Here is a 21,297-nt window from a genome sequence, read left to right as displayed (position 1 = left end):
GGTGTGGACCGTGCCACGCGGGTGGTGCCGGCGGGCCCTGCGGCGAACTTGAGCCAATTTTGCGGATACGCGCACAGCGAACTTGCCCCATCCTTGCGATGGATTTGTTACGAATGCTGGTTATATAGACGTACTGATCTACTAAGGAGGCCGACATGACAACAGCAGTGGCAGACCGCACACTCAACGCACTCGACCGGTGCGATCGTTGCGGAGCCCAGGCTTACGTCCGGGTTGTATTGGAGTCCTCCGGCGGTGAACTGCTGTTCTGCGGCCACCACGCCCGTGCAGTGGAGGCAACCCTCAAGCCGTTGAGCTCCGACTGGCACGACGAGACGGGCAGGCTTCACGAGAAGGCAGTCGTGGAAATCGACTAGGTTCTTCCCGAAGTTGTTGGGACCCCACCGCAAGGTGGGGTCCCAATCCTTTTAACCACAACCTTCAAAGCACCGCCCTGGCCCGCCGCAACAGCCCGGACGGCCTGGGGAAACCAAGCGGCCCGCCGGCTGCCGCGCGGGGGGCGCGGCGGCCGGCGGGCCGCTGTGTTTGACCGGTTCTGTTTAGTCCAGGTAGTCCCGGAGCACCTGCGACCGCGACGGGTGGCGGAGCTTGGACATGGTCTTCGATTCGATCTGGCGGATGCGCTCACGCGTGACTCCGTAGACCTTTCCGATTTCGTCTAAAGTCTTCGGCTGTCCATCCGTCAGGCCGAAGCGCATGGCCACAACGCCGGCCTCGCGCTCGGAGAGTGTGTCCAGGACGGAGTGCAGCTGCTCCTGCAGGAGCGTGAAGCTCACGGCATCCGCCGGAACCACGGCTTCGGAGTCCTCGATCAGGTCGCCGAACTCGGAGTCGCCGTCCTCGCCCAGGGGCGTGTGCAGCGAAATGGGCTCGCGGCCGTACTTCTGGACTTCAACGACCTTTTCGGGCGTCATGTCCAGTTCGAGGGCCAGCTCTTCGGGCGTGGGTTCACGGCCCAGGTCCTGCAGCATCTGGCGCTGCACGCGGGCCAGCTTGTTGATGACCTCGACCATGTGCACTGGAATACGGATGGTGCGGGCCTGGTCGGCCATGGCGCGGGTGATTGCCTGGCGGATCCACCAGGTGGCATAGGTGGAGAACTTGAAGCCCTTGGTGTAGTCGAACTTCTCCACCGCACGGATGAGGCCCAGGTTGCCTTCCTGGATGAGGTCCAGGAACAGCATGCCGCGGCCGGTGTAACGCTTGGCCAGCGAGACCACCAGGCGGAGGTTCGCTTCCAGGAGGTGGTTCTTGGCACGTTTCCCGTCATGGATGATGAATTCAAGCTCGCGCTTGTACTTCGGATCCATGGAGCCGTCGTCGGCGTTGATCTTTTCCTCGGCAAAAAGTCCGGCTTCGATCCGGAGCGCAAGGTCGACTTCCTGCTCGGCGTTGAGCAGCGCAACCTTACCGATCTGCTTCAGGTAGTCCTTGACGGGATCGGCAGTAGCTCCGGCGGACATGACCTGCTGCACGGGTGCGTCGTCGTCATCAGCGTCCGAGTAGACGAAGCCCTTGCCGGAGCCGGCGGCACCCTTGGCGGGATCGGCCTCGGCGTCGTCCTCGATAACCTCAGGTCCTTCGAGGATGATGTCGTCGAGCTCTTCGTCGACTTCTTCTACATCGTCAGCGCCGCCAGCCGCAGACTTGCCGGCGGCCTCGGCAGCTGCCTTTGCGCCGGGCCTGGGCCCGCGCTTCTTGGGCTCGCGCTTGCCGTCCGCGGCCTCACCGGCAGATGCTTTGTTGGCTGCCCGCGTAGCTGCCCGCTTGGCGTTGGTCGCAGCCTGCTTCTCCTCGGCGGACAGTTCGTCCTGGGCGGAGGGGTCCTTCTTCGTGGAAGACGGGGTCACAGAAAACCTTTCTAGCGGTGGTCTGTGGAATCACCATACGGGCAACACCACTATGACCCTGTCAAGTCCGTGGTGAAAACCAAGCGCCACCACGGCCCGCAGAGTCTATTAAGACAACTGCCGGAACCGCTGTAATGTTCCCCGAAAGGGCACAATCCTGGACGCTCGATACACGGACCCAACCGGGTCTCGGCATCCATTGTCTCATGATTTCCCGGAAGGGGCCTCTCCCCCGTTCTCCTCGTTCGGCCAGCCCGCCGGCACGTGCCCGCTGCACCCTCCCCGCAATCCCTGCGCCCACCGATCACGCCGCGTCGGGGCCGAATTTCTGCCAGGCGGCCTCCTTCCGTGCCGCCCAGCCGCAGATGGTTCCCCGGCGGACCAGTTCCAGCAGCAGTTCCGCGAGCCGGTACCCGGGTTCCACGTCCAGGGCCTGGGCAAGGTAGGCCGCGGAGAAGGAGCCACGCCCCCGGCACCATGCGATCCAGCCCCTTCCCGTGAGCGATGCTGCCCCAGCCCTACCTCCGGATGCCGCGAGTTGCAGGAAAATGGAATCCAAGGCGTCGAGCCTCTCCCAGTCCGGAACGGCAGGCTGGATCCCCATCAGGACATCGCCGTAGCGGGGAACACCCGCTTCCGTCACCCCGCCATGTACAGGACCACCGGCCGGAGCGGCCTTCCCGCCAATGCCGGCGCCAAGGGATCCTGCCGGCGGGGCCACAGGTTCAAGGCGGCACTCCTCGCGAAAGGTGGGTGACTGCCCGGCCCCGGCTTCCGCTGCCGCCCTTCCGGCGGCCGCCATCATCAGGACGGCATCCCGCCATCGCGGTACCAACAGGGTTGCCCGCAGGAAGCCGTCGCGTTCAACCTCGGGAAGCCACGCTTCACCCGGGGGACGGTTAAGCTGGGCATCCCATAGCCCCAGGACAGCGTCAAACTGCGCCCTGCTTCCGCGGCGCAGGTCCAGTTGCGCCAACCACGCCGCTTCCGCCTCAAGCACTGCAGCACAATGCAGGCTGGAACCGGGCAGGACCGCAGCCGGCTGGTCCTGGGGGGACGGGCCCACGCTGCTTCCGCGGTACACCATTTCGGCGTTCAGGGTGCTGTCCCGGATCTCCTGCACCGGACGTCCGGGGAAGGGGCAGCACGCAGGATCAGCACAAAACGCGTCCCGCCAATACTCGGTGCCGACGTACCAGGCATCCCGGACCGGCATCCCTGCTCCGTCCAGCGCCCATTGCAGCCCCGCGAGCAGGCTGCCATAGCAGTCCGGCCCGGCCAGCCAGCCGTTGTTGGTGAAGAGTGCCAGCAGCGACCCGTCGGCATTCCGGTCCGCTTCAAGGTAGCTGCAGACCGTCCGGGCAAAAGCGGCGGGCTGCGCCAGGACGTCCGGGCCGGGAAGATCCAGCCTGAGCGTGGCGCCCAGCCGTTTGCCCTGCAACGTCATGGCGACGAGGCTTGCGGACGGCCAGTAGCCCAGTGAGTGGGGAATGAAGCCCAGGACGTCTTCCGGGCTGCGGATTGTCAGGTGTTCTGGAGGTGTCATGCCTCCAGCCTTCACGGACCGCCGGACCCGGATAAGGACCTGATCCGGCTATGTGGGGAAACGTGCGCTGTGCAGGACTAGTCCGCACCGTCCGTAGGCGTCGGCTGCCGGCGCCGGGCGAGGCTTTCCCGCCGCTGGCGGGCAAGGGCGCTGCGCAAGGGTGGAACAATGACGCCCTGCGCGGCCATCTGGCGCCGCACCTTTTGCCGGCATGCCAGCATCGCCGCCGCACCGGATCCGAGCAGCAGGAACTGGACGCTCAGGGCAATACGGAACGGATCCAGTCCGTACAGGATGCCGTTGGAGAAACCGCTGGCATACAGGACGTCCAGCACCAGCCCGATCAGGAAGATCGCAACAAGGGCTGCGATGAACCCGCCCACGTTAACGATGCCCGTCGCCGTTCCGATCCGGTGCGCCGGATTGAACGTCCGGGCGAAGTCGAAGCCGATCATCGAACCGGGGCCGCCGACGGCAAGCACCACGACAAGGCCGGCCAGCAGCCAGAGGGGTGCCTGTCCGGGAGTCAGCAGGACGGCAGCCCATGCCCCCGCGGTAGCGCCGGCAATCAGCAGGACCATGGTGGAACGCCGCAACGGATGCCGTGAAACGAAGCGTCCGATGAATGGCCCTACCGCCATTGCGGCGGCGACGTACAGCGCCATGAGGGCGGCAACCGTTCCGGCGTCCAGCCCCTGGCCCGAAAGGAGGAAGGGGTAGCCCCACGTCATGGCAAACACCGTGCCGCTGAACTGGATGGTGAAGTGGCTCCACATGCCCAGCCTCGTCCCCGGCTGGCGCCAGGCCCGGGCCAGGGATGCGCCGGTAGCCCGCAGGCCCTGCTTTGCGTGCGGCCGCTCGGTGCCCGGCGGGGCGTCCTGCAGGAGCAGCAGGACCAGGACAACTGCGAGCGCGGACAGGCCTGCCAGCATCAGGAATGCGGTGGTCCAGCCTGAGAGATGGAGGACGAAGGCGAACGGGATGACGCTGAACAGCTGGCCCAACTGGCCGGACATGCCCGTCAGCTGGGTCACCAGGGGCACCCGGGCGGGAGCGAACCACAAGGGAATCAGGCGGATCACGGAGATAAAGGTCATGGCGTCCCCGGCCCCCACCAGCACGCGGCCGGCCACTCCCCCGGGAATTGTGTCGGCAAAAGCAAGTTGGAGCTGGCCCAGGCCCATCAGGGCAGCGCCGCAGGAGATCATGGCGCGGGAGCCGAACCTGTCCACCAGCAGGCCCACCGGGATCTGGAGCCCGGCGTAGACAAGGAGCTGGAGGACAGTGAAGAACGAAATCGCCGATGCGCTGGCATGGAACCGCTCCGTGGCTTCCAGCCCCACCACGCCAAAGGACGTGCGCTGCGCCACGGCTACCAGGTACCCAAAGATTCCGATGGTCCAGATAAGCCAGGCGCGGGGTGCAGTCACCACTTCATTATGCCCGGGCAGCCGCCGGCGGCCTTTATTGACCCAGCCGCTTTATTGACCCGGGTTCTCCCGGGCCAGGTACGCTTCCACCGCGGCGCCCAGGACGTCGGCGTTGGGCAGTTCGTCGTTCTCGTCCGCGAGGAGCGAGCGGCGGACCGTGCCCTCGGCCTTTTCGTCGTAGCGGGTCTCCAGCCGCGACACCACCTGCTGGACTTCCTCGGAGGCGTCAATCTGTTCGGCGATCTGGCGGCCGACCTCGCGCCCGGCTTCGCGGAGCCTGTCCGAGGGCAGCATCAGCGAGGTGGCCGCGCCCAGGTACTCCAGGCCTGCGACGGCGGCCGTGGGGTATTCGGCCTCGGCCAGGTAGTGGGGGACGTGGATGACGTAACCGGCAACATTCCGTCCTGCCTCCACCAGGCGGAGTTCCAGGATGTGTCCTACAGCTGCGGGAACCTCCACGGTGGGCTTCCACACCGAGATGCCCTCGATCAGCTCCGGCCGGTTGCCGTGCACCGTGACGCCCACAGGGCGGGTGTGCGGAACCGGCATGGGAATGGAGTGGATCCAGGTGACCAGGTTGACGTCCAGTTGCTCCACGATGCCCACCACTGCGCGCGCAAAGCGTTCCCACTGCAGGTCCGGTTCGAAACCTGCCAGCAGGAGGAAGGGCTTCCCGAGCCCGTCCACGAGGCGGTACAGGGCCAGCTTCGGCTCCTGGTAATCCTGGAGGTGGTCCTCCACGAACGTCAGGTGCGGCCTGCGTGAGCGGTAGTCAATCAGCTGGTCGGCGTCGAAGACCGCCACCGGCTCGGCGTCGAGGGAGTCGAGCAGTTCCGCGTTGATCTGCTTCACCACGTGGCCGGCATCGGCGAACCCGGTGAAGCCCATCACCAGGTTCAGCCCGCGGAGCCCGGGGCTGTGGAACAGCTCAATGTTGCTCGCATAAAGCGCACCGGGGTCCAGGAGGGAGCCGGAAATCCGTTCAAGCACGGCATGTTCCTTTCATAGGTGCGGGTGGACATTCTTTCTTTACAACGCCCCGGGACGGCCTCGCATTCCGGCGCCCGGTGTGGCGCAACTCTCACGAAATACCCCGTGCGCAGCGGCCAAGGGCTACGATCGGAACTGGCCTGCCAGACGGGCCTGCAACTCCCGGACTGCGTTCCGAACGGCCGTACCCGGGGAACCATGGCAGAACGCCGAACATGCTCCCTGCCCGAACATCTTTCGAGAATCGAGGACTGACCCCGTGGTCAAGAATACTGAAATCAACCTTAGTACCCTCTCTCGGGACCTGAAGAAGAGTCCCAGCGACGCAGTGGTCATAGGCGTGGGGCAGGGTGCAGACGGTCCCGTCCTCCTGGAGAACCCGTTGACGGCCAGGTCCGCCGAAGCGCTGGCTGATTCCCTTAAGGCGCTCGGCGTCACGGGTGCCGCGGACCAGCTGGTGCGCCTGCCGGGCCTCCCCGAGACCGGCGCGGGCGTCCTGGTCCTGGCGGGCGTGGGCAAGGTAACGCCTGCGCAACCGTTGGCCGGGGAAGCACTGCGCCGGGCAGCCGGTTCCGCCATCCGCCAGCTCGCCGGTTTCGCCACGGTTGCCTTGGCGTTCCCGACGGCGACTGCCGCCGACGTCGCAGCGGTGGCCGAAGGTGCCGCCCTGGGGGCCTATTCCTTCACAGAGTTCCGCACCTCCAGGGAAGGCCTGAAGGATCCTGTCCGCAACGCGGTCATTTTCACCGACCTGGCCGACCAGAAGGAACTTGCCCCTGTCCTTAAAAGGGCCACACTGATCGGCAAGGCGGTAAACGCCACCCGTTCGCTGGTGAACCAGCCGCCCAGCCACCTCTACCCCGAGTCCTTCGCCGAGGCTGCCAAGGACCTGGCCAAGGGCCTGCCCGTGAAGGTCACCGTGTGGGACGAGAAGCGCCTCGAGAAGGAAGGCTTCGGCGGCATCATGGGCGTGGGCAAGGGCTCCGCCCGCCAGCCGCGGCTGGTCAAGGTGGAATACTCTCCCGCCAAGGCAACGTCAAAGATCGCGCTCGTCGGCAAAGGCATCACCTTTGACACCGGCGGAATCTCCATTAAGCCGGCCCTCGGCATGGGCGACATGAAGAGCGACATGGCGGGCGCCGCCGTCGTCCTTAACACTGTCCTGGCCCTGGCGGGACTTGGCCTGCCGGTGAAGGCCACCGCCTGGCTCTGCATCGCCGAGAACATGCCCTCCGGCGCCGCTTCCCGGCCGGCCGACGTCCTGACGATGTTCGGCGGGAAGACCGTGGAGGTCCTGAACACCGATGCCGAGGGCAGGCTGGTGATGGCCGACGGCATCGTGGCTGCCAGTGCCGAGTACCCGGACGCCATCATCGACGTCGCAACGCTCACCGGGGCACAGCTGATCGCACTGGGAAACCGGACGGCCGGCGTCATGGGATCGGACAGCGTGACCGGCCCGCTCAAGGCCGCAGCGGACCGCGCCGGCGAACTCGTATGGCCCATGCCGCTTCCCGAGGAACTGCGTCCCAGCCTCGACTCACAGGTGGCCGACCTCGCGAACATCGGCGAACGCCATGGCGGCATGATGACCGCCGCAGTTTTCCTCCGTGAATTCGTGGGTAAGGGCAAGGACGGGGAACAGATCCCCTGGGCCCACATCGACATCGCCGGGCCGTCCTTCAACAACGGGAGCCCCTATGGCTACACCCACAAGCAGGGAACGGGCTGCACCGTCCGGACCCTGGTGGCCTATGTGGAGGACATCCTGGCTGCTGCCGCCTGACATATGGCGGCCCGCAGCGGGCTGGCACCAGGCTTTGCGGGACCGGTGATCCCTGTGCCACAAAGCCGCGTGACACTCGACACAAGCGCTCCACAAACGTGGTGCCAGGGTGGAGCATGGATAAGTGGTTCGCTAAGGTGAACCACGGTAGTCACAAATGCAAAAGAATTGGCCTGCTGGAATAATCACGGCAGTCCAGGTTCCAAGACCAGATGATGCGCAGGACCGCGTCATCGTTCACGCGAGGGAGCGTCTAAGTGGCCGATCAGGCAACTGCGCAAGAATTCGACATCCTGGTACTCGGTGGCGGCAGCGGCGGATACGCCGCCGCGCTGCGGGCAGTACAGCTTGGCCTCACCGTCGGCCTCGTGGAGAAAGCCAAACTGGGCGGCACCTGCCTCCACAACGGCTGCATCCCCACCAAGGCCCTCCTGCACTCCGCGGAGCTGGCCGACCACGCACGGGACTCCGCCAAGTACGGCGTGAACGTCACCCTCGACGGCATCGACATCAACGCCGTCAACGCGTACAAGGACGGCATCATCGCCGGCAAGTACAAGGGTCTCCAGGGCCTCATCAAGTCCAAGGGCATCACCGTCATCGAGGGTGAAGGCAAACTCCAGGGCACTGACACCGTCGTGGTCAACGGCACGGCGTACAAGGGCAAGAACATCGTCCTGGCCACCGGCTCCTACTCCCGCACCCTCCCGGGGCTGGAAATCGGCGGCAAAGTCATCACCTCGGACCAGGCCCTCACCATGGATTCCATCCCCAAGAGCGCCATTATCCTGGGCGGCGGCGTGATCGGCGTCGAATTCGCCTCCGTCTGGAAGTCCTTCGGCGTGGACGTCACGATCGTCGAGGGCCTGCCCTCGCTGGTTCCCAACGAGGACGCCACCATCGTGAAGAACTTCGAACGGGCCTTCAAGAAGCGCGGCATCAAGTTCTCCACCGGCGTGTTCTTCCAGGGCGTCGAGCAGAATGACGACGGCGTCAAGGTCACCCTGGTGGACGGCAAGACCTTCGAAGCCGACCTCCTCCTTGTTGCCGTGGGCCGCGGCCCCGTCACCGCCAACCTTGGCTACGAGGAAGCGGGCGTCACAATCGACCGCGGCTTCGTCATCACTAACGAACGCCTTCACACCGGCGTCGGCAACATCTACGCCGTGGGCGACATCGTGCCGGGCGTCCAGCTGGCGCACCGCGGCTACCAGCAGGGCATCTTCGTGGCCGAGGAAATCGCTGGCCTGAAGCCTGTGGTCGTCGAGGACATCAACATCCCGAAGGTCACCTACTCCGACCCCGAAATCGCCACGGTCGGCTACACCGAAAAGGCCGCCAAGGAGAAGTTCGGCGAAGACCAGGTCCAGACCCAGGAATACAACCTCGCCGGCAACGGCAAGAGCTCCATCCTGGGCACCTCCGGCCTGGTCAAGCTGGTCCGCCAGAAGGACGGCCCGGTGGTGGGCGTCCACATGATCGGTGCCCGCATGGGCGAACAGGTGGGCGAAGCCCAGCTGATCGTGAACTGGGAAGCGTACCCCGAGGATGTGGCCCAGCTGCTGCACGCCCACCCCACGCAGAACGAGTCCCTGGGCGAAGCCCACCTTGCACTCGCGGGCAAGCCCCTTCACGGCTAGTCTCCCCCAGCATCACAGGGCCTGGTGCACCCGGCACGGAATGCCGGGTGCACTAGGCTGGCCAACAGGCAGCAATCATCCGCACTAAAGATCAATAAGGAGAACGGGGACGACATGTCTGAATCCGTTAACTTGCCCGCCCTCGGTGAGAGCGTCACCGAAGGAACCGTCACCCGCTGGCTCAAGCAGGTAGGTGACCGGGTAGAGGTGGACGAGCCGCTGCTCGAAGTCTCCACCGACAAAGTAGACACTGAAATCCCCTCTCCTGTAGCTGGCGTGATTGAGGAAATCCTGGTTGCCGAGGACGAGACCGCCGAGGTCGGCGCTCCCCTGGTCCGCATTGGCGATGGCTCCGGCGGCGGCGCCCCGGCCGATGAGGCCCCTGCCGCTGAGCAGTCCGCTCCGGCCGAGGCCCCGTCCACTGAAGCCGCCGCACCGGACGAAGCCCCGGCGCAGGAGGCACCTGCCCAGGAAGCTCCCGCGCAGGAAGCTTCCACACCTGAGGCACCGGCCGCCGGCGGCGGCGAGAGCCACGAGGTCACCCTCCCGGCCCTCGGCGAGAGCGTTACCGAGGGCACGGTCACCCGCTGGCTGAAGGCCGTCGGCGACGCCGTCGAGGTGGACGAGCCCCTGCTGGAGGTGTCCACCGACAAGGTAGACACCGAAATCCCCTCCCCCGTGGCCGGCACCCTCCAGGAGATCCGCGTCAACGAGGACGAAACCGCAGAGGTTGGCTCCGTCCTGGCCGTCATCGGCTCAGGTGCGGCAGCAGCGCCCGCAGAGGCCCCCGCCCCGGCTGCACCTGCAGAGGAAGCCCCCAAGGCGGAAGAGTCCAAAGCTGAGGCACCGGCTCCGCAGGCTGCACCTGCCCAGGAAGCACCCAAGCAGGAAGCACCGAAGGCCGCAGCAGCTCCGGCCGCTCCGGCCGCAGCCGAGGCACCCGCCGCCGGCGGCGAGTCCGGCTACGTCACCCCCCTGGTCCGCAAGCTGGCCAACCAGCACGGCGTGGACATCACCTCGCTCTCCGGCACCGGCGTCGGAGGCCGCATCCGCAAGCAGGATGTCATCGCGGCAGCCGAAGCCAAGGCCGCACCCGCTCAGGCAGCCCCGGCAGCGTCCGCTCCGGCACCGGCAGCATCCGGAGCCGCGGTTTCCTCGCTGCGCGGCACCACCCAGAAGGCACCGCGCATCCGCCAGGTCATCGCCCGCCGCATGCGTGAGTCGCTGGAAATCTCCACCCAGCTGACCCAGGTCCACGAAGTGGACATGACCAAGATCGCCAAGCTCCGCCTCAAGGCCAAGAACTCGTTCCAGGCCCAGAACGGCACCAAGCTGACCTTCCTGCCGTTCATCGCCAAGGCCGTGGCCGAGGCCCTCAAGCAGCACCCCAAGCTCAACGCTGCGTACGACGAGGACAAGCAGGAAATCACGTACCACAACGCCGAACACCTGGCGATCGCCGTCGACACGGACAAGGGCCTGCTGGTCCCGGTCATCTCCGACGCCGGCAGCCTGAACCTCGCCGGACTGGCCGGGAAGATTGCCGACGTTGCCAGCCGCACCCGCGACGGCAAGATCGGCCCGGACGAGCTGTCCGGCGGCACGTTCAGCATCACCAACATCGGATCCGTCGGCGCCCTGTTCGACACCCCGATCATCAACCAGCCGCAGGTGGGCATCCTTGGCACCGGCGCCATCGTCAAGCGCCCGGTAGTGGTTTCCGATGACAACGGTGACGATTCGATCGCCATCCGGTCCATGATGTACCTGTCCCTGACGTACGACCACCGCCTGGTGGACGGCGCGGACGCCGGCCGGTTCCTCCAGACCCTGAAGGCACGCCTTGAGGAAGGCGCCTTCGAGGCGGACCTCGGGCTGTAACAGGCAAAAGCGCACGACGGCGGCGCAGGCAGCGGCGGGAAACCTCCGCAAAGCCTGCGCCGCCGTCGGCATTTAAGCGGGCACGTCCCCGGGCGCACGGGCCCGCGCCGGCACTACTACGTCCCGTAGAACCTCTGGCTACACTGGTCTCATGAACATCGTCTATAACATTGTGGTTTTCCTGCACATCGTCGGCGCGGCCATGATCGTGGGCATCTGGATCGGGCAGATGAAGAAGCCCACCGTCCACCCCCGCCAATTTGACGGCGCCATGCTGCAGCTGCTGACCGGGGTTGCCCTGATGGGACTCATCCCGGCACTGGACATGGACGCCAACTACCCCAAGCTGGGCATCAAGCTCGTCATCGCCCTGGTTGTGGGCGTACTGGCCTTCATCGGCCGCCGGAAGTACAAAAAGGGCGAGGACATCAGCGCGGGCCTGGCCCACGGCGTGGGCGGACTCGCGCTGCTGAACATCGCCATCGCCACGCTCTGGCAGTAGCAGCCACACGCTGAAACAATGACAGCGGCGACGCCCCTTCCGCGGGGGCGTCGCCGTCGCCATCTAACCGGCGGTACATAACAAGCGTGGTAACAATCCTCTGACAGCGGACAGCTGGTGCACGGTTCCCGCGAAATCCCTAGGATGGGAGACGGCGGGGCCGGGCACTGGCCTGCCCCGGTTTGAATCGACTTGAGGAGTGGTAATGGCAGCAACACGCACCGCGCACACGGTATGGAACGGCGACCTGATGTCAGGTTCCGGGAACACCACGCTGGACAGCTCAGGCCTCGGCACCTATGAGGTCACCTGGAAGGCCCGTACCGAGGCTTCCGGCGGCAAGACCAGCCCGGAGGAACTGATTGCCGCAGCCCACTCGGCCTGCTTCTCCATGGCCTTCAGCCACGCACTGGCCCAGGCCGGCCACGCGCCGGAGGAAGTGAACACCAAGGCTGACGTCACGTTCGTCCCGGGAACCGGCATCACGGGAAGCCACCTGACCATGTCGGCACGGATCCCGGGCATCTCCGAGGAAGAGTTCCAGAAGATCGCAAGCGAGGCAAAGGTGGGCTGCCCCGTTTCCGGCGCCCTGGCCAGCATCGACATCACCCTGGATGCAACGCTGGAGTCCTGACCCGGCGCCGGTAAGCAAAAGCCCCGCCTGGCCGTGACGGCCAGGCGGGGCTTTTTGTGCGCGGCGGCTACTGGCCCTGCCGCCGTGCGGGGAGCGGAGCGGGACGCAGCCGGCGGTACCCTTCGCGGGCCGGCGGACGGTCCGTGGGCAGTTCCTGCACCATCTCCTTAAGCGTGCCGATGCCGTACTCCAGCTGGGGGTCCCGGCCTGCCGCATAGGCGTGCGGAGGAAATACCACCTCGATATCCGGCTCCACCCCGTAGTTCTCCACGCTCCAGCCCACACCGCCGCCGAACCAGGTGGCGTACCGCGGCTGCGTCACGCCGGTGCCGTCCGCAAGGGAGAACCGGTTGTCGATGCCCACCACGCCGCCCCACGTGCGGGTGCCGATCACCGGTCCGATCCCCCTGAGCTTGGACACCTGGGTGATGATGTCGCCGTCCGAGCCGGCGAATTCGTCGGCCAGGATAATCACCGGACCGCGCGGTGCGTGGTGCGGGTATGTCCGCGGCTTTTCACCGCGCGGCATGCTCCACCCGGTCACCTTGCGGCCGATCAATTCCGCGACCAGCTGCGAGGTGTGGCCGCCGCGGTTGCGTCGCACGTCCACGATAAGGCCGTCAAGCGCAGTTTCAGTGTCCAGGTCCCGGTGCAGCTGTGCCCAGCCGTTGGCCATCATGTCCGGGATGTGCAGGTAGCCGAACTTGCCCCCCGAGGCTTCGCGGACAGTCCGCCGGTTTGAGGCAACCCAGTCCTGGTACCGCAAGCGCTCCTCGTCCTTGACGGGAACCACGGCGACGCGGCGCTGGGTGCCTGCTGCGGCCCCGTGTGCCGGACCACTCAGGAGGGTGAGCTCGACTGCCCGTCCGGCCGCTCCCACCAGCTGCATGGCCGGGGTGACGCCTTCGGACAGCGGCACGCCGTCGACAGCCAGCAGGATATCGCCCGCCTTGGCGCCGATTCCAGGCCTGGTCAGGGGTGAAGTGGCCAGCGGATCGGAGGACTCGCCGGCAAGGATCCGGGTGATCTCCCACCCGCCGGAGACGTACGCCAGGTCCGCGCCGAGCCTGCCCTGGCCGTGGCTGCCGTTTTCGGTGACAGGCGCCGGCCGGACGTAGGCATGGGACGTCCCCAGCTCGCCGTGCAGCTCCCACAGGAGGTCAACCAGGTCATCGTGCGAGCCGAGGCGTTCCACGAGCGGACGGTAGCGGCGGTGGATGGAATCCCAGTCCTGCCCTGCCATATCCTCCGTCCAGAAGAAATCCCGCTGCAGCCGCCAGGCCTCGTCAAAGGCCTGCCCCCAGACACTTAGCGGGTCCATCATGACCCTGATCCGGCCGAGATCCACCTTGACCAGCTTCCCGGACTCCTCATCCGCCTTCGCGTCGGCGGGGACCACGGTGACCTCCTTGTCCGAGATCAGCACCACGGTGCTGCGGTCCCCTGACAGCCGGTAACTGTCCAGCGCATCCACGAGGGTGGCCAGCTTGCGCCGGCCAAGGTCGTACCGGACCAGGCTGGGCCGGGAGTCCTTGTCCTCCTGGCTGGCTTTTCCATCACCGGTCACGCCGGCCAGGGCCCAGTCGAGCCACAGCAGCGCCCCTTCGGCGGCCTTCAGGGACGTGTAGTTGCCCTGCGGCACAGGCACGGTGATGACCCGGTGCGCCAGGCCCTCGGGATCCACCCGGACCTCCGGCAGGGCGTTGCCAGGGCGGGAGCCGTCGTCGGGCTTTTCCTCTTCCTGTGTGGCTGCCGCGCCTCCGCCGTCTGAGTCCACGGCGGGGCCGAAGGGCGACGGCGTGTCCGCCGCAAGCGCCACAAGGTAGGGCTTGATGGGACTGGGGAAGGAGAGGTCGAAGGAGTGTCCGTCGTACACCGGGTCGAAGCTGCGGTTGGAGAGGAAGGCCAGGAACTTGCCGTCGGGGGTGAAGGCCGGCGACTGGTCACAGAAGCGCCCATCGGTGACTTCCACCGGGGCGGCACCGGGCTGTGCCGCGTTGGCCAGCCGCAACCGGCTGCGGGAGCCGAAGGACGTGACCGGTTCCGACCATACGAGCCACTGCGAGTCCCCGGACCATGCCAGGTCCGCAACGGTGCCTTCGCCGATGCTGGACACCAGTGTCAGTTCGCCCGTGCGCGTGTCTGCCACGTAGACCTCGCCGAATGACGTTCCCAAGGCTATCCGGCACCCGTCCGGGCTCGCCTCGAGCGCACTGGCACGCGACGGCTTGGGGAAGGCGATGCGGACTGCGGCCGGCCCTGCCGGCGCCTCCGCAGCCGGGGCGCCTGATTCAGGCGCGACGTCGGCCTGCTCGTCCGGGCCATGGGCCGCCGGGGTGTTCCCGGCGAGCACGGCAGCGCCGGCAGCAGGGACGGGCTGCGGCAGCACGACGTCGTCCGTCGGCGCCGGCGCGGGCGGGGCAACAGTTCCCTTGTGGTCCACTGCCGCGCTGGTCACGCCGGCTGCAGCAGCAGGGTGCGGGACGGGTGCCGCGATGTCCTTGATATACAGCGCCTCCGCGCCGTCGTGGTCCGCCAGGTAGGCGATCCGGCCGTCGCCGAGGGGCCGGGGCAGGCGGGCGCGGACGCCCGGCGTTGCCTCAATGATGCGGGAGGGACCATCCTTGTGGCGAAGCCAGTGGATGGTCCCGTGGGCTTCGACAGCGCTGGCGGAGCCGCTGGTGTCCGGTACCACCGCGCCGAGGTGTTTGGTGGCCTTCAGCAGTGCAGGGCGCCTGGATTGCGATGCGGAGCCAAGGCTGATGTCCAGCCGGACGGCGTCGGAACCGAGATCGTGCAGCACCCAGAGCTCGCCGGCGGACTCGAAGATAACGCGCTTGCCGTCCGTGGAGGCGTGCCGGACGTAGAAGTCCTCGTGGTCCGTGTGCCGGCGCAGGTCCTTTCCGCCGGGCAGGACCGAATACAGGTTGCCGTAACCCTCGTGATCGGAAAGGAACGCAATGCGGCCATCCACCCACATTGGATCAGCGAGGTTGCCCTCAAGCTCCGGGAGGAGGCGCTCGAACTCCCCGTTGCCATCGGTGTCGATCCACAGTTTCCCTGCCGTGCCTCCGCGGTAGCGCTTCCACCAGGCCGGTTCCCGGGACAGCACGCTGCCCACTACCACGGGGCGCTCATCGCCCACTTCGGGGCCAAAAGCCACGGACTCGACAGGTCCGAACGGGAGTTCCTCCGCCCAGCCGCCCTCCAGCGGAACGCTGTAGGCGTGCGTGTGCCTGCTTTCCGCCTGCCGGAAAGCACTCGTCACAACTACCGAACCGCCGGCCGTGAAGCCCTTGACCCTGGTGGTGCTGTGGCCGAAGTAGGTCAGCTGGCGGTACCCCCCGCCATCGACCTCTGCCGATACCACCTCAGGCGCCGTTCCCTGGACCACTGTCCACACCAGCCGCTTCCCGTCGGGGGTGAAGCGGGGGTTGCGGGCGGGCATCTGGAGTGCCGAGACGCGCCAGGCGCGTCCGCCGCCCAGGGGCGCAATCCACACGTCATCCTCGGCCACGAAGGTGACCAGATCGCCATGCAGATGCGGGAAACGGAAGTAGCTCGAAAAGGTCATCGTTCGATCATAGTCAACCCTTCCGCAGCCCGTCGGGAGGTGCCGCCGGGGACGTGGCGTGGTGAGATGGACCATGCGCATCGTCATGGCCGGGGCCTCCGGGCTGATCGGCAAATCCATGTCAGCAACCTTCCGGAACACCGGACACGACGTCGTGTCCTTGGTCAGGCGGGACCCCCGCAGGGCGGCGGAAGTCCGGTGGAACCCCGCCGCGGGCGAACTGGACCCGCAGGCCCTTGCCGGGGCGGACGCCGTCGTCAATCTCTCCGGCGCCGGCATCGGTGACCGGCCCTGGACCCGCAGGCGCGTTGAGGAGCTCTTCCGCTCGCGGGTGGATTCAACGCATACCCTCACCCGGGCGATGCAGCAGCTTGATTCCCCGCCGCATGTCCTGTTGAGCCAGTCCGGCTCCAATTACTACGGCGACGCCGAAAATACCGTGCTCAGGGAAGATGCGCCACGGGGGTCCGGGACGCTGGCGGCGATCTGCGGGGAATGGGAGGACGCCGCTGCCACCGCTCCCCCGGGTGTGCGGGTGGTGGTGACACGGACGGGTGTGGTCCTCAGCAGGAAGGGAGGCGCCCTGGGCCGGCTGCTGCCGCTGATTCGGCTGGGCGTGGGCGGTCCGCTGGGGAACGGCCGCCAGTACTGGCCCTGGATAACCCTTCCGGACGTGTCCGCGGCGTTCCTCTTTTTGCTGGAGTCCGGCATCAGCGGGCCGGTCAACCTGTGTGCTCCCGAGGATGCCGACGTCAATGCCCTGGTGGGGGCTCTCGCCCGCGCCGTGCACCGCCCCGCGGCCCTGCGGGTTCCTGCCCCTGTCCTCCGGCTGGTGATGCGTGGCCTGGCGGACGAGCTCCTGCTGTCCAGCCAGCGCATGGAGCCTGCCGTGCTGCAGGCGGCCGGTTTCGAGTGGCAGCATCCCACGCTGTCACAGGCCGCGCAGTGGGTGGCGGGCAAGGACAAGGTTGCAGGCAGGGAAGGGGCCGGCCTGGGCTGACGCTGCCGGCAGGCCGGTGCGCCAGGATCAGGAGCCCGGCAGGATCTCGCTAATCCGCCACCCGCCGTCCCCGGCTATCAGGACCAGCCTGAGCTGGCGCGCTCCCGCCGCCGGCCCGGCCCGTACTACGACGCCCTGGGCGTCCTTCTCCTCATAGGCGGAGGAACTGGACACAACACTCACCACGGCCCGCGCGGCAGTTGCACCGTCCTCGGCGCGAAGCTCCGCGAGGTTGCTGGAGAAACCCTCCAGGACATGGCCGGAGCTGCGAAGGGGCTCCGCTGACTGCTGGTCCGTGGCCGCTGCCGGCGAATCCTTTGCGTTGACTTCTGCCAGCAGTTCCCAATAGCCCCTGCTGAATGCAAGGTCCCGCAGGAGGGCGAGGCCCTCGACCGCCCGGACGGGATCGGAGTCCCCTGCTTGCTGCCTGGCGGCATCGGCAAGGCCTGCACCGCCCTGAGTGCCGCGCCCTGTACCTACGGTTGCTGTACCGGCAGGGGCCGGAGGCGGGGCAGTAATGGCAGCTGGTCCCGGAGCAGGGGCAGATTCGGCGGGTGCACCACCGGTTCCAGCGAGCCACCACAGGCCGGCGGCTGCCACTGCCGCGGCGGCGGGCAGCACGCGCCGCAATCCCGGCTTACGGCGGCGCGCCCTGCCGGGCGCCGTGAGCCGGTGTTTGCCGCGGGCCGGATGAACCTCACCCGTGGCGTCCGGGAACGGCATGCGTTGCCTGGGAAGCGGCAGCGCCCCCCGCTTCGCTGTGGCGATCCGCCTGCCGGCGGCCGCGGCCTTGTCCTTGACTGTTCCGCTCCGGCACGGCGCCGGGATGTGCCGGCGGGTAATGAGTTCCGGGATCACCGTGGGATGGACCGCTGCAGCGAGGTCCAGCGGCCGGGGCGAGGCGCTGCGGTAGACGGCCGTGCCAAGGGCAGCCGCTGAGGGCCGGGCCCGCCGGTCTTCGTTGAGCCCGGCTTCCAGGGCGGCCGCCATCTCCCGCGGAACCTCCGGAAGAAGGAGCGAAAGCGGCGGCCGGTCAGCCGTCCGGGGCGGAGCCTGGCCGGTCAGGCAGAACCAGCCCAGTGCCGCCGTCGAGTAGACGTCCCGTTCGGGTTGGAGGCCCCGCACTGCGTCCACCGGGGCCGGGTCCGTGAAGCCGGGCGTTCCGGAAAGTGCCATGCTGCCGGGGTCACCCAGCATCCGCGCTATGCCGAGATCGGACAGCAGCGGTTTGCCCTGTCCGGTGAACAGGACGTTTCCCGGGGAGACGTCCGAGTGGGTGAATCCTTTGCTGTGCAGGTAGTCCAGGACCTGGGCCAGGGGCGTCAGTACCGTGACTGTTTCGCCGACAGTGAGCCTGCCGCGGCTGGATACGAGGGCGGCCAGTGACCCGCCGGGCGCATAGTCCATGACCAGGGCCGTACCGCCGTCCGGCTGCCCTGCCAGCCGGACGGCATCACGCGCTTTGACCAGGTGCTGGTGGTCCAGGACGGACAGGATCCGGATCTCACGCCGCACGGCATCCTCCGTCACCGTCGCCGGGCCGTTTGCCCGGCGCTGACCTGAGCGGAAGCATTTAACCGCGAAGTTCCGCCCCGTCCTTTGCTCCCTGGCCAGCCAGACAACCGCGCTCCCGCCCTGCCCAAGCAAGCGTTCAACGGCGAAGCCCGGCACCTCGGGTGCCTGCAAATCTTCCATAGCTCATGTCTAGCCCAATCCGGCAAGGCCCGCAGAAGTTATCCACAGGCTTGGCATCCGGGCTCCGCACTGGTTCCGGAGCGCCAGTGACATGCCTCCAGCAGGTGGGTGAGGTTAAGCACTAAACCGGGCGCGGGACGCCGCGGGGTCTAAGCTGGATGCCATGACTCTTGAGTTTTCCACGCTGGGTCTTGCTCCGGATTTCGTCGACTACCAAAAGGGCTGGGACATCCAGCGCGGACTCCACAACAAAGTCGTCGCCGGTGAAGCACCCAGCACTGTCCTGCTCTTGGAGCATGCGGCTGTATATACGGCCGGCAAGCTCACAGAAGACCACGAACGGCCGTTTGACGGCACGCCGGTGGTGGCTGTAGACCGCGGCGGCAAGCTGACCTGGCACGGGCCTGGCCAACTGATCGCCTACCCCATCCTGAAGCTGAAGAACCGGGCAGGCATCCGGGACTACGTAGAACGGCTGGAGGCGGTCATGATTGCCGTCATGGCGGACTACGGCATCAAGGCCGAAAGCATCAAGGGCCGGGCAGGTGTCTGGATCAAGGCTGACAGCAAGGGCCCGGACCGCAAGATCGCAGCCATCGGCATTCGTGTCCTGAATGGAGTCACGATGCACGGGATTGCCATCAACTGCAGCAACGACCTTGCGCCCTACGCGCAGATCATCGCCTGCGGCATCACCGATGCCGGGGTCACCACGATGTCCCTCGAGACGGGCCAGGACATTGCCCCGGCCGACATCGTGGACCGTTTCGTCGAGGAATTCCGCAAGCATGAAGAAGCACTCGTCTCAAGCCCCGAAGGAGCTCTCCTGTGACATTGGCACCTGAAGGCCGGAAGTTGCTGCGCGTTGAGCAGCGCAACTCGGCTGTTCCCGTGGAGCGGAAGCCGGACTGGATCAAGGCGAAGGTCCAGATGGGGCCGGAATTCGTCCAGCTCAAGAACCTGGTGAAGAAAGAGGGCCTGCACACGGTGTGTGAGGAGGCCGGCTGCCCCAATATTTTTGAGTGCTGGGAGGACAAGGAGGCCACGTTCCTGATCGGCGGGTCCGAGTGCACCCGGCGGTGTGACTTCTGCCAGATCGATACCGGCAAGCCGTCCCCGGTGGACATGTTCGAACCCACCAAGGTGGCCCGCTCCGTGCAGGCCATGCAGCTCCGGTATGCCACCGTCACCGGGGTGGCCCGCGACGACCTCGCCGACGAGGGCGTGTGGCTCTACGCCGAGACGGTCCGGAAGATCCACGAACTGAACCCCGGCACCGGCGTCGAACTTTTGATCCCGGACTTCTCCGGCAAGCCCGAACACATCAAGGCGATCTGCGACTCCGCCCCCGAGGTGTTCGCGCACAACGTGGAGACCGTGCCGAGGATTTTCAAGCGGATCCGGCCCGCGTTCCGCTACGAGCGGTCCCTGGACGTGATCACGCAGGGCCGGGACCTGGGCATGGTGACCAAGTCCAACCTGATCCTGGGCATGGGCGAAACCCGCGAAGAGATCTCCGAAGCCCTCCGGGACCTGCACGAGGCCGGCTGTGACCTGATCACCATCACCCAGTACCTCCGCCCGTCCGAACGGCACCTGCCGGTGGACCGCTGGGTCAAGCCGCAGGAATTCGTGGACCTGCAGGACGAGGCCACCGAGATCGGGTTCCTGGGCGTCATGTCCGGCCCGCTGGTCCGCTCCTCCTACCGCGCCGGCCGGCTCTGGGCCACCGCAATGCGCAAGAAAGGCCGCGACATCCCCGCCGAACTCGCCCACATCGCCGACGGCATCCAGGACTCCGGCACCACCCGCCAGGAAGCCAGCACCCTGCTCGCCGCCCGCTCCTGAGCTGCGCACTGCCAGAAAAACACAGCGTCACCCCAAGGGCCGGCACCGGAAGACTCCGGTGCCGGCCCTTGGGCTTTGGTCACGTAGAATTGAGGAACTATGGCGAAATCCCCTGATTCCAGCAACTCCACTCCGTCTGGCTCCAGCGCAGTCAAGCGTGGCCTCTTCTCGCGGAAGCCCAAAGAGGCGAAGGTCAAGAAGCCCAGCCGGCTCAAGCAGATCCGCGAAGTCTTCACCATGACACGCCGTCATGACCCCATGGTTCCGTGGCTTATGCTGCTGGTCTTCCTTGGCGTTGTGGCTGTCAGCTTCCTGGTGGGCTTCTGGCTGGACAACTGGATCACCGGCCTCATCATCGGGATCCCGCTGGGCCTGCTCGGTGCCACGTTCATCCTGTCGCGCCGGGCAGAACGCGCCGCCTTCGCGCAAATTGAGGACCAGCCCGGCGCCTCCGGCGCTGCGCTGGGCACCCTGCGGCGCGGTTGGATCACCGAGGAACAGCCCGTTGCCGTCAACCCGCGCACCCAGGACGCCGTCTTCCGCGCGATCGGCCGTCCCGGCATCGTGCTGGTCAGCGAAGGCCCCACGCACCGGGTGAAGCCGCTGCTGGAAGCCGAACGCAAGCGCCTGGCGCGCATACTGCCCAACGTCACCGTGCACGTGATTGAAAGCGGCCGCGGCGAAGGCCAGGTGCCCCTCAGCGAAGTAGCCAAGAAGATGGGCAAGCTCAAGAAGGAACTGACCAAGCTTGAGGTGAGTGCCGTGTCCAAGCGGATCGCGTCACTGGGCAACCGCCTGCCGATTCCCAAGGGCATTGACCCCTACAAGGCTCGTCCCAACCGCGGACGCTAGGTTTTGAACCCGCCCCGGTTCCGGCTTTGGCCGGCAGCCGGGGCGTTT

The 21,297-nt window shown here is 66.8% G+C and carries 16 protein-coding genes; 10 read left to right on the top strand and 6 right to left on the bottom strand.

Translation table 11 applies throughout. The features are described from left to right. Positions 1–155: 155 nt before the first annotated feature. Positions 156–377 carry a DUF7455 domain-containing protein gene (locus tag C3B78_RS07680; protein ID WP_104997544.1) on the top strand — a complete coding sequence of 74 codons (222 nt, stop codon included), beginning with the start codon at positions 156–158 and terminating at the stop codon, positions 375–377. Positions 378–560: 183 nt separating this feature from the next. On the opposite strand, the gene C3B78_RS07675 is transcribed toward C3B78_RS07680, so the two are convergent. The 4 genes from C3B78_RS07675 to C3B78_RS07660 form a co-directional block, all read right to left on the bottom strand. Further along, positions 561–1,871, bottom strand: a complete 1,311-nt coding sequence (locus tag C3B78_RS07675; protein ID WP_104997543.1) for an RNA polymerase sigma factor — start codon at positions 1,869–1,871, stop codon at positions 561–563. Between the two features lie 304 nt (positions 1,872–2,175). Next, entirely contained in the window at positions 2,176–3,417 is a 1,242-nt protein-coding gene (locus C3B78_RS07670) for a DUF4192 family protein (protein WP_104997542.1), read from the bottom strand. 77 nt (positions 3,418–3,494) lie between these two features. Next, a complete protein-coding gene (locus tag C3B78_RS07665) occupies positions 3,495–4,847 on the bottom strand; it encodes an MFS transporter (protein WP_104997541.1) in 1,353 nt (450 codons plus the stop codon). Between the two features lie 51 nt (positions 4,848–4,898). Further along, entirely contained in the window at positions 4,899–5,837 is a 939-nt protein-coding gene (locus C3B78_RS07660) for a proteasome assembly chaperone family protein (RefSeq protein ID WP_104997540.1), read from the bottom strand. A 259-nt stretch (positions 5,838–6,096) separates the two neighbouring features. Between C3B78_RS07660 and C3B78_RS07655 the strand changes: the two genes are divergently transcribed. From C3B78_RS07655 to C3B78_RS07635, 5 genes are all read left to right on the top strand, one after another. Continuing rightward, on the top strand, positions 6,097–7,623 hold the full coding sequence (locus tag C3B78_RS07655; protein WP_104997539.1) for a leucyl aminopeptidase: 1,527 nt from the start codon (positions 6,097–6,099) through the stop codon (positions 7,621–7,623). A 257-nt stretch (positions 7,624–7,880) separates the two neighbouring features. Then, positions 7,881–9,263: a dihydrolipoyl dehydrogenase gene (gene lpdA, locus C3B78_RS07650; RefSeq protein ID WP_104997538.1), complete on the top strand. Its 1,383-nt coding sequence runs from the start codon at positions 7,881–7,883 to the stop codon at positions 9,261–9,263. Between the two features lie 114 nt (positions 9,264–9,377). Further along, complete coding sequence (gene sucB / locus C3B78_RS07645; RefSeq protein WP_104997537.1) at positions 9,378–11,144, top strand: 2-oxoglutarate dehydrogenase, E2 component, dihydrolipoamide succinyltransferase; 1,767 nt, start codon at positions 9,378–9,380, stop codon at positions 11,142–11,144. 151 nt (positions 11,145–11,295) lie between these two features. Beyond that, complete coding sequence (locus C3B78_RS07640) at positions 11,296–11,646, top strand: hypothetical protein (protein WP_104997536.1); 351 nt, start codon at positions 11,296–11,298, stop codon at positions 11,644–11,646. A 205-nt stretch (positions 11,647–11,851) separates the two neighbouring features. Further along, positions 11,852–12,280, top strand: a complete 429-nt coding sequence (locus C3B78_RS07635) for an OsmC family protein (protein WP_104997535.1) — start codon at positions 11,852–11,854, stop codon at positions 12,278–12,280. Positions 12,281–12,347: 67 nt separating this feature from the next. Here C3B78_RS07635 and C3B78_RS07630 read toward each other — a convergent pair whose 3' ends face one another. After that, on the bottom strand, positions 12,348–15,854 hold the full coding sequence (locus tag C3B78_RS07630; protein WP_104997534.1) for a S41 family peptidase: 3,507 nt from the start codon (positions 15,852–15,854) through the stop codon (positions 12,348–12,350). A 73-nt stretch (positions 15,855–15,927) separates the two neighbouring features. On the opposite strand from C3B78_RS07630, the gene C3B78_RS07625 reads away from it, so the two are divergent. Further along, complete coding sequence (locus C3B78_RS07625; protein ID WP_104997533.1) at positions 15,928–16,854, top strand: TIGR01777 family oxidoreductase; 927 nt, start codon at positions 15,928–15,930, stop codon at positions 16,852–16,854. Between the two features lie 27 nt (positions 16,855–16,881). On the opposite strand, the gene C3B78_RS07620 is transcribed toward C3B78_RS07625, so the two are convergent. After that, complete coding sequence (locus tag C3B78_RS07620; protein WP_104997532.1) at positions 16,882–18,549, bottom strand: serine/threonine-protein kinase; 1,668 nt, start codon at positions 18,547–18,549, stop codon at positions 16,882–16,884. A gap of 163 nt (positions 18,550–18,712) precedes the next feature. Here C3B78_RS07620 and lipB point away from each other — a divergent pair, with 163 nt between their 5' ends. The 3 genes from lipB to C3B78_RS07605 all read left to right on the top strand — a co-directional run bounded on the left by lipB (position 18,713) and on the right by C3B78_RS07605 (position 21,249). Continuing rightward, positions 18,713–19,381 carry a lipoyl(octanoyl) transferase LipB gene (gene lipB, locus C3B78_RS07615; RefSeq protein ID WP_104997531.1) on the top strand — a complete coding sequence of 223 codons (669 nt, stop codon included), beginning with the start codon at positions 18,713–18,715 and terminating at the stop codon, positions 19,379–19,381. Next, complete coding sequence (gene lipA, locus C3B78_RS07610) at positions 19,378–20,397, top strand: lipoyl synthase (protein WP_104997530.1); 1,020 nt, start codon at positions 19,378–19,380, stop codon at positions 20,395–20,397. The genes lipB and lipA overlap by 4 nt, the downstream gene beginning before the upstream one ends. A 99-nt stretch (positions 20,398–20,496) precedes the next feature. Continuing rightward, a complete protein-coding gene (locus C3B78_RS07605; protein WP_104997529.1) occupies positions 20,497–21,249 on the top strand; it encodes a DUF4191 domain-containing protein in 753 nt (250 codons plus the stop codon). Positions 21,250–21,297 lie beyond the last annotated feature (48 nt).

This window comes from Arthrobacter sp. PGP41 (assembly GCF_002953935.1).
In the GTDB taxonomy this organism is placed as follows: domain Bacteria; phylum Actinomycetota; class Actinomycetes; order Actinomycetales; family Micrococcaceae; genus Arthrobacter.
This window is presented reverse-complemented; position numbering and strand designations above follow the sequence as displayed.

Coding starts and splice junctions, on each gene's coding strand:
- C3B78_RS07680 (WP_104997544.1), top strand. CDS start 156: ATGACAACAGCAGTGGCAGACCGCACACTCAACGCACTCGACCGGTGC.
- C3B78_RS07670 (WP_104997542.1), bottom strand. CDS start 3,417: ATGACACCTCCAGAACACCTGACAATCCGCAGCCCGGAAGACGTCCTG.
- sucB (WP_104997537.1), top strand. CDS start 9,378: ATGTCTGAATCCGTTAACTTGCCCGCCCTCGGTGAGAGCGTCACCGAA.
- C3B78_RS07640 (WP_104997536.1), top strand. CDS start 11,296: ATGAACATCGTCTATAACATTGTGGTTTTCCTGCACATCGTCGGCGCG.
- C3B78_RS07635 (WP_104997535.1), top strand. CDS start 11,852: ATGGCAGCAACACGCACCGCGCACACGGTATGGAACGGCGACCTGATG.
- C3B78_RS07630 (WP_104997534.1), bottom strand. CDS start 15,854: ATGACCTTTTCGAGCTACTTCCGTTTCCCGCATCTGCATGGCGATCTG.
- C3B78_RS07625 (WP_104997533.1), top strand. CDS start 15,928: ATGCGCATCGTCATGGCCGGGGCCTCCGGGCTGATCGGCAAATCCATG.
- C3B78_RS07620 (WP_104997532.1), bottom strand. CDS start 18,549: ATGGAAGATTTGCAGGCACCCGAGGTGCCGGGCTTCGCCGTTGAACGC.
- lipB (WP_104997531.1), top strand. CDS start 18,713: ATGACTCTTGAGTTTTCCACGCTGGGTCTTGCTCCGGATTTCGTCGAC.
- C3B78_RS07605 (WP_104997529.1), top strand. CDS start 20,497: ATGGCGAAATCCCCTGATTCCAGCAACTCCACTCCGTCTGGCTCCAGC.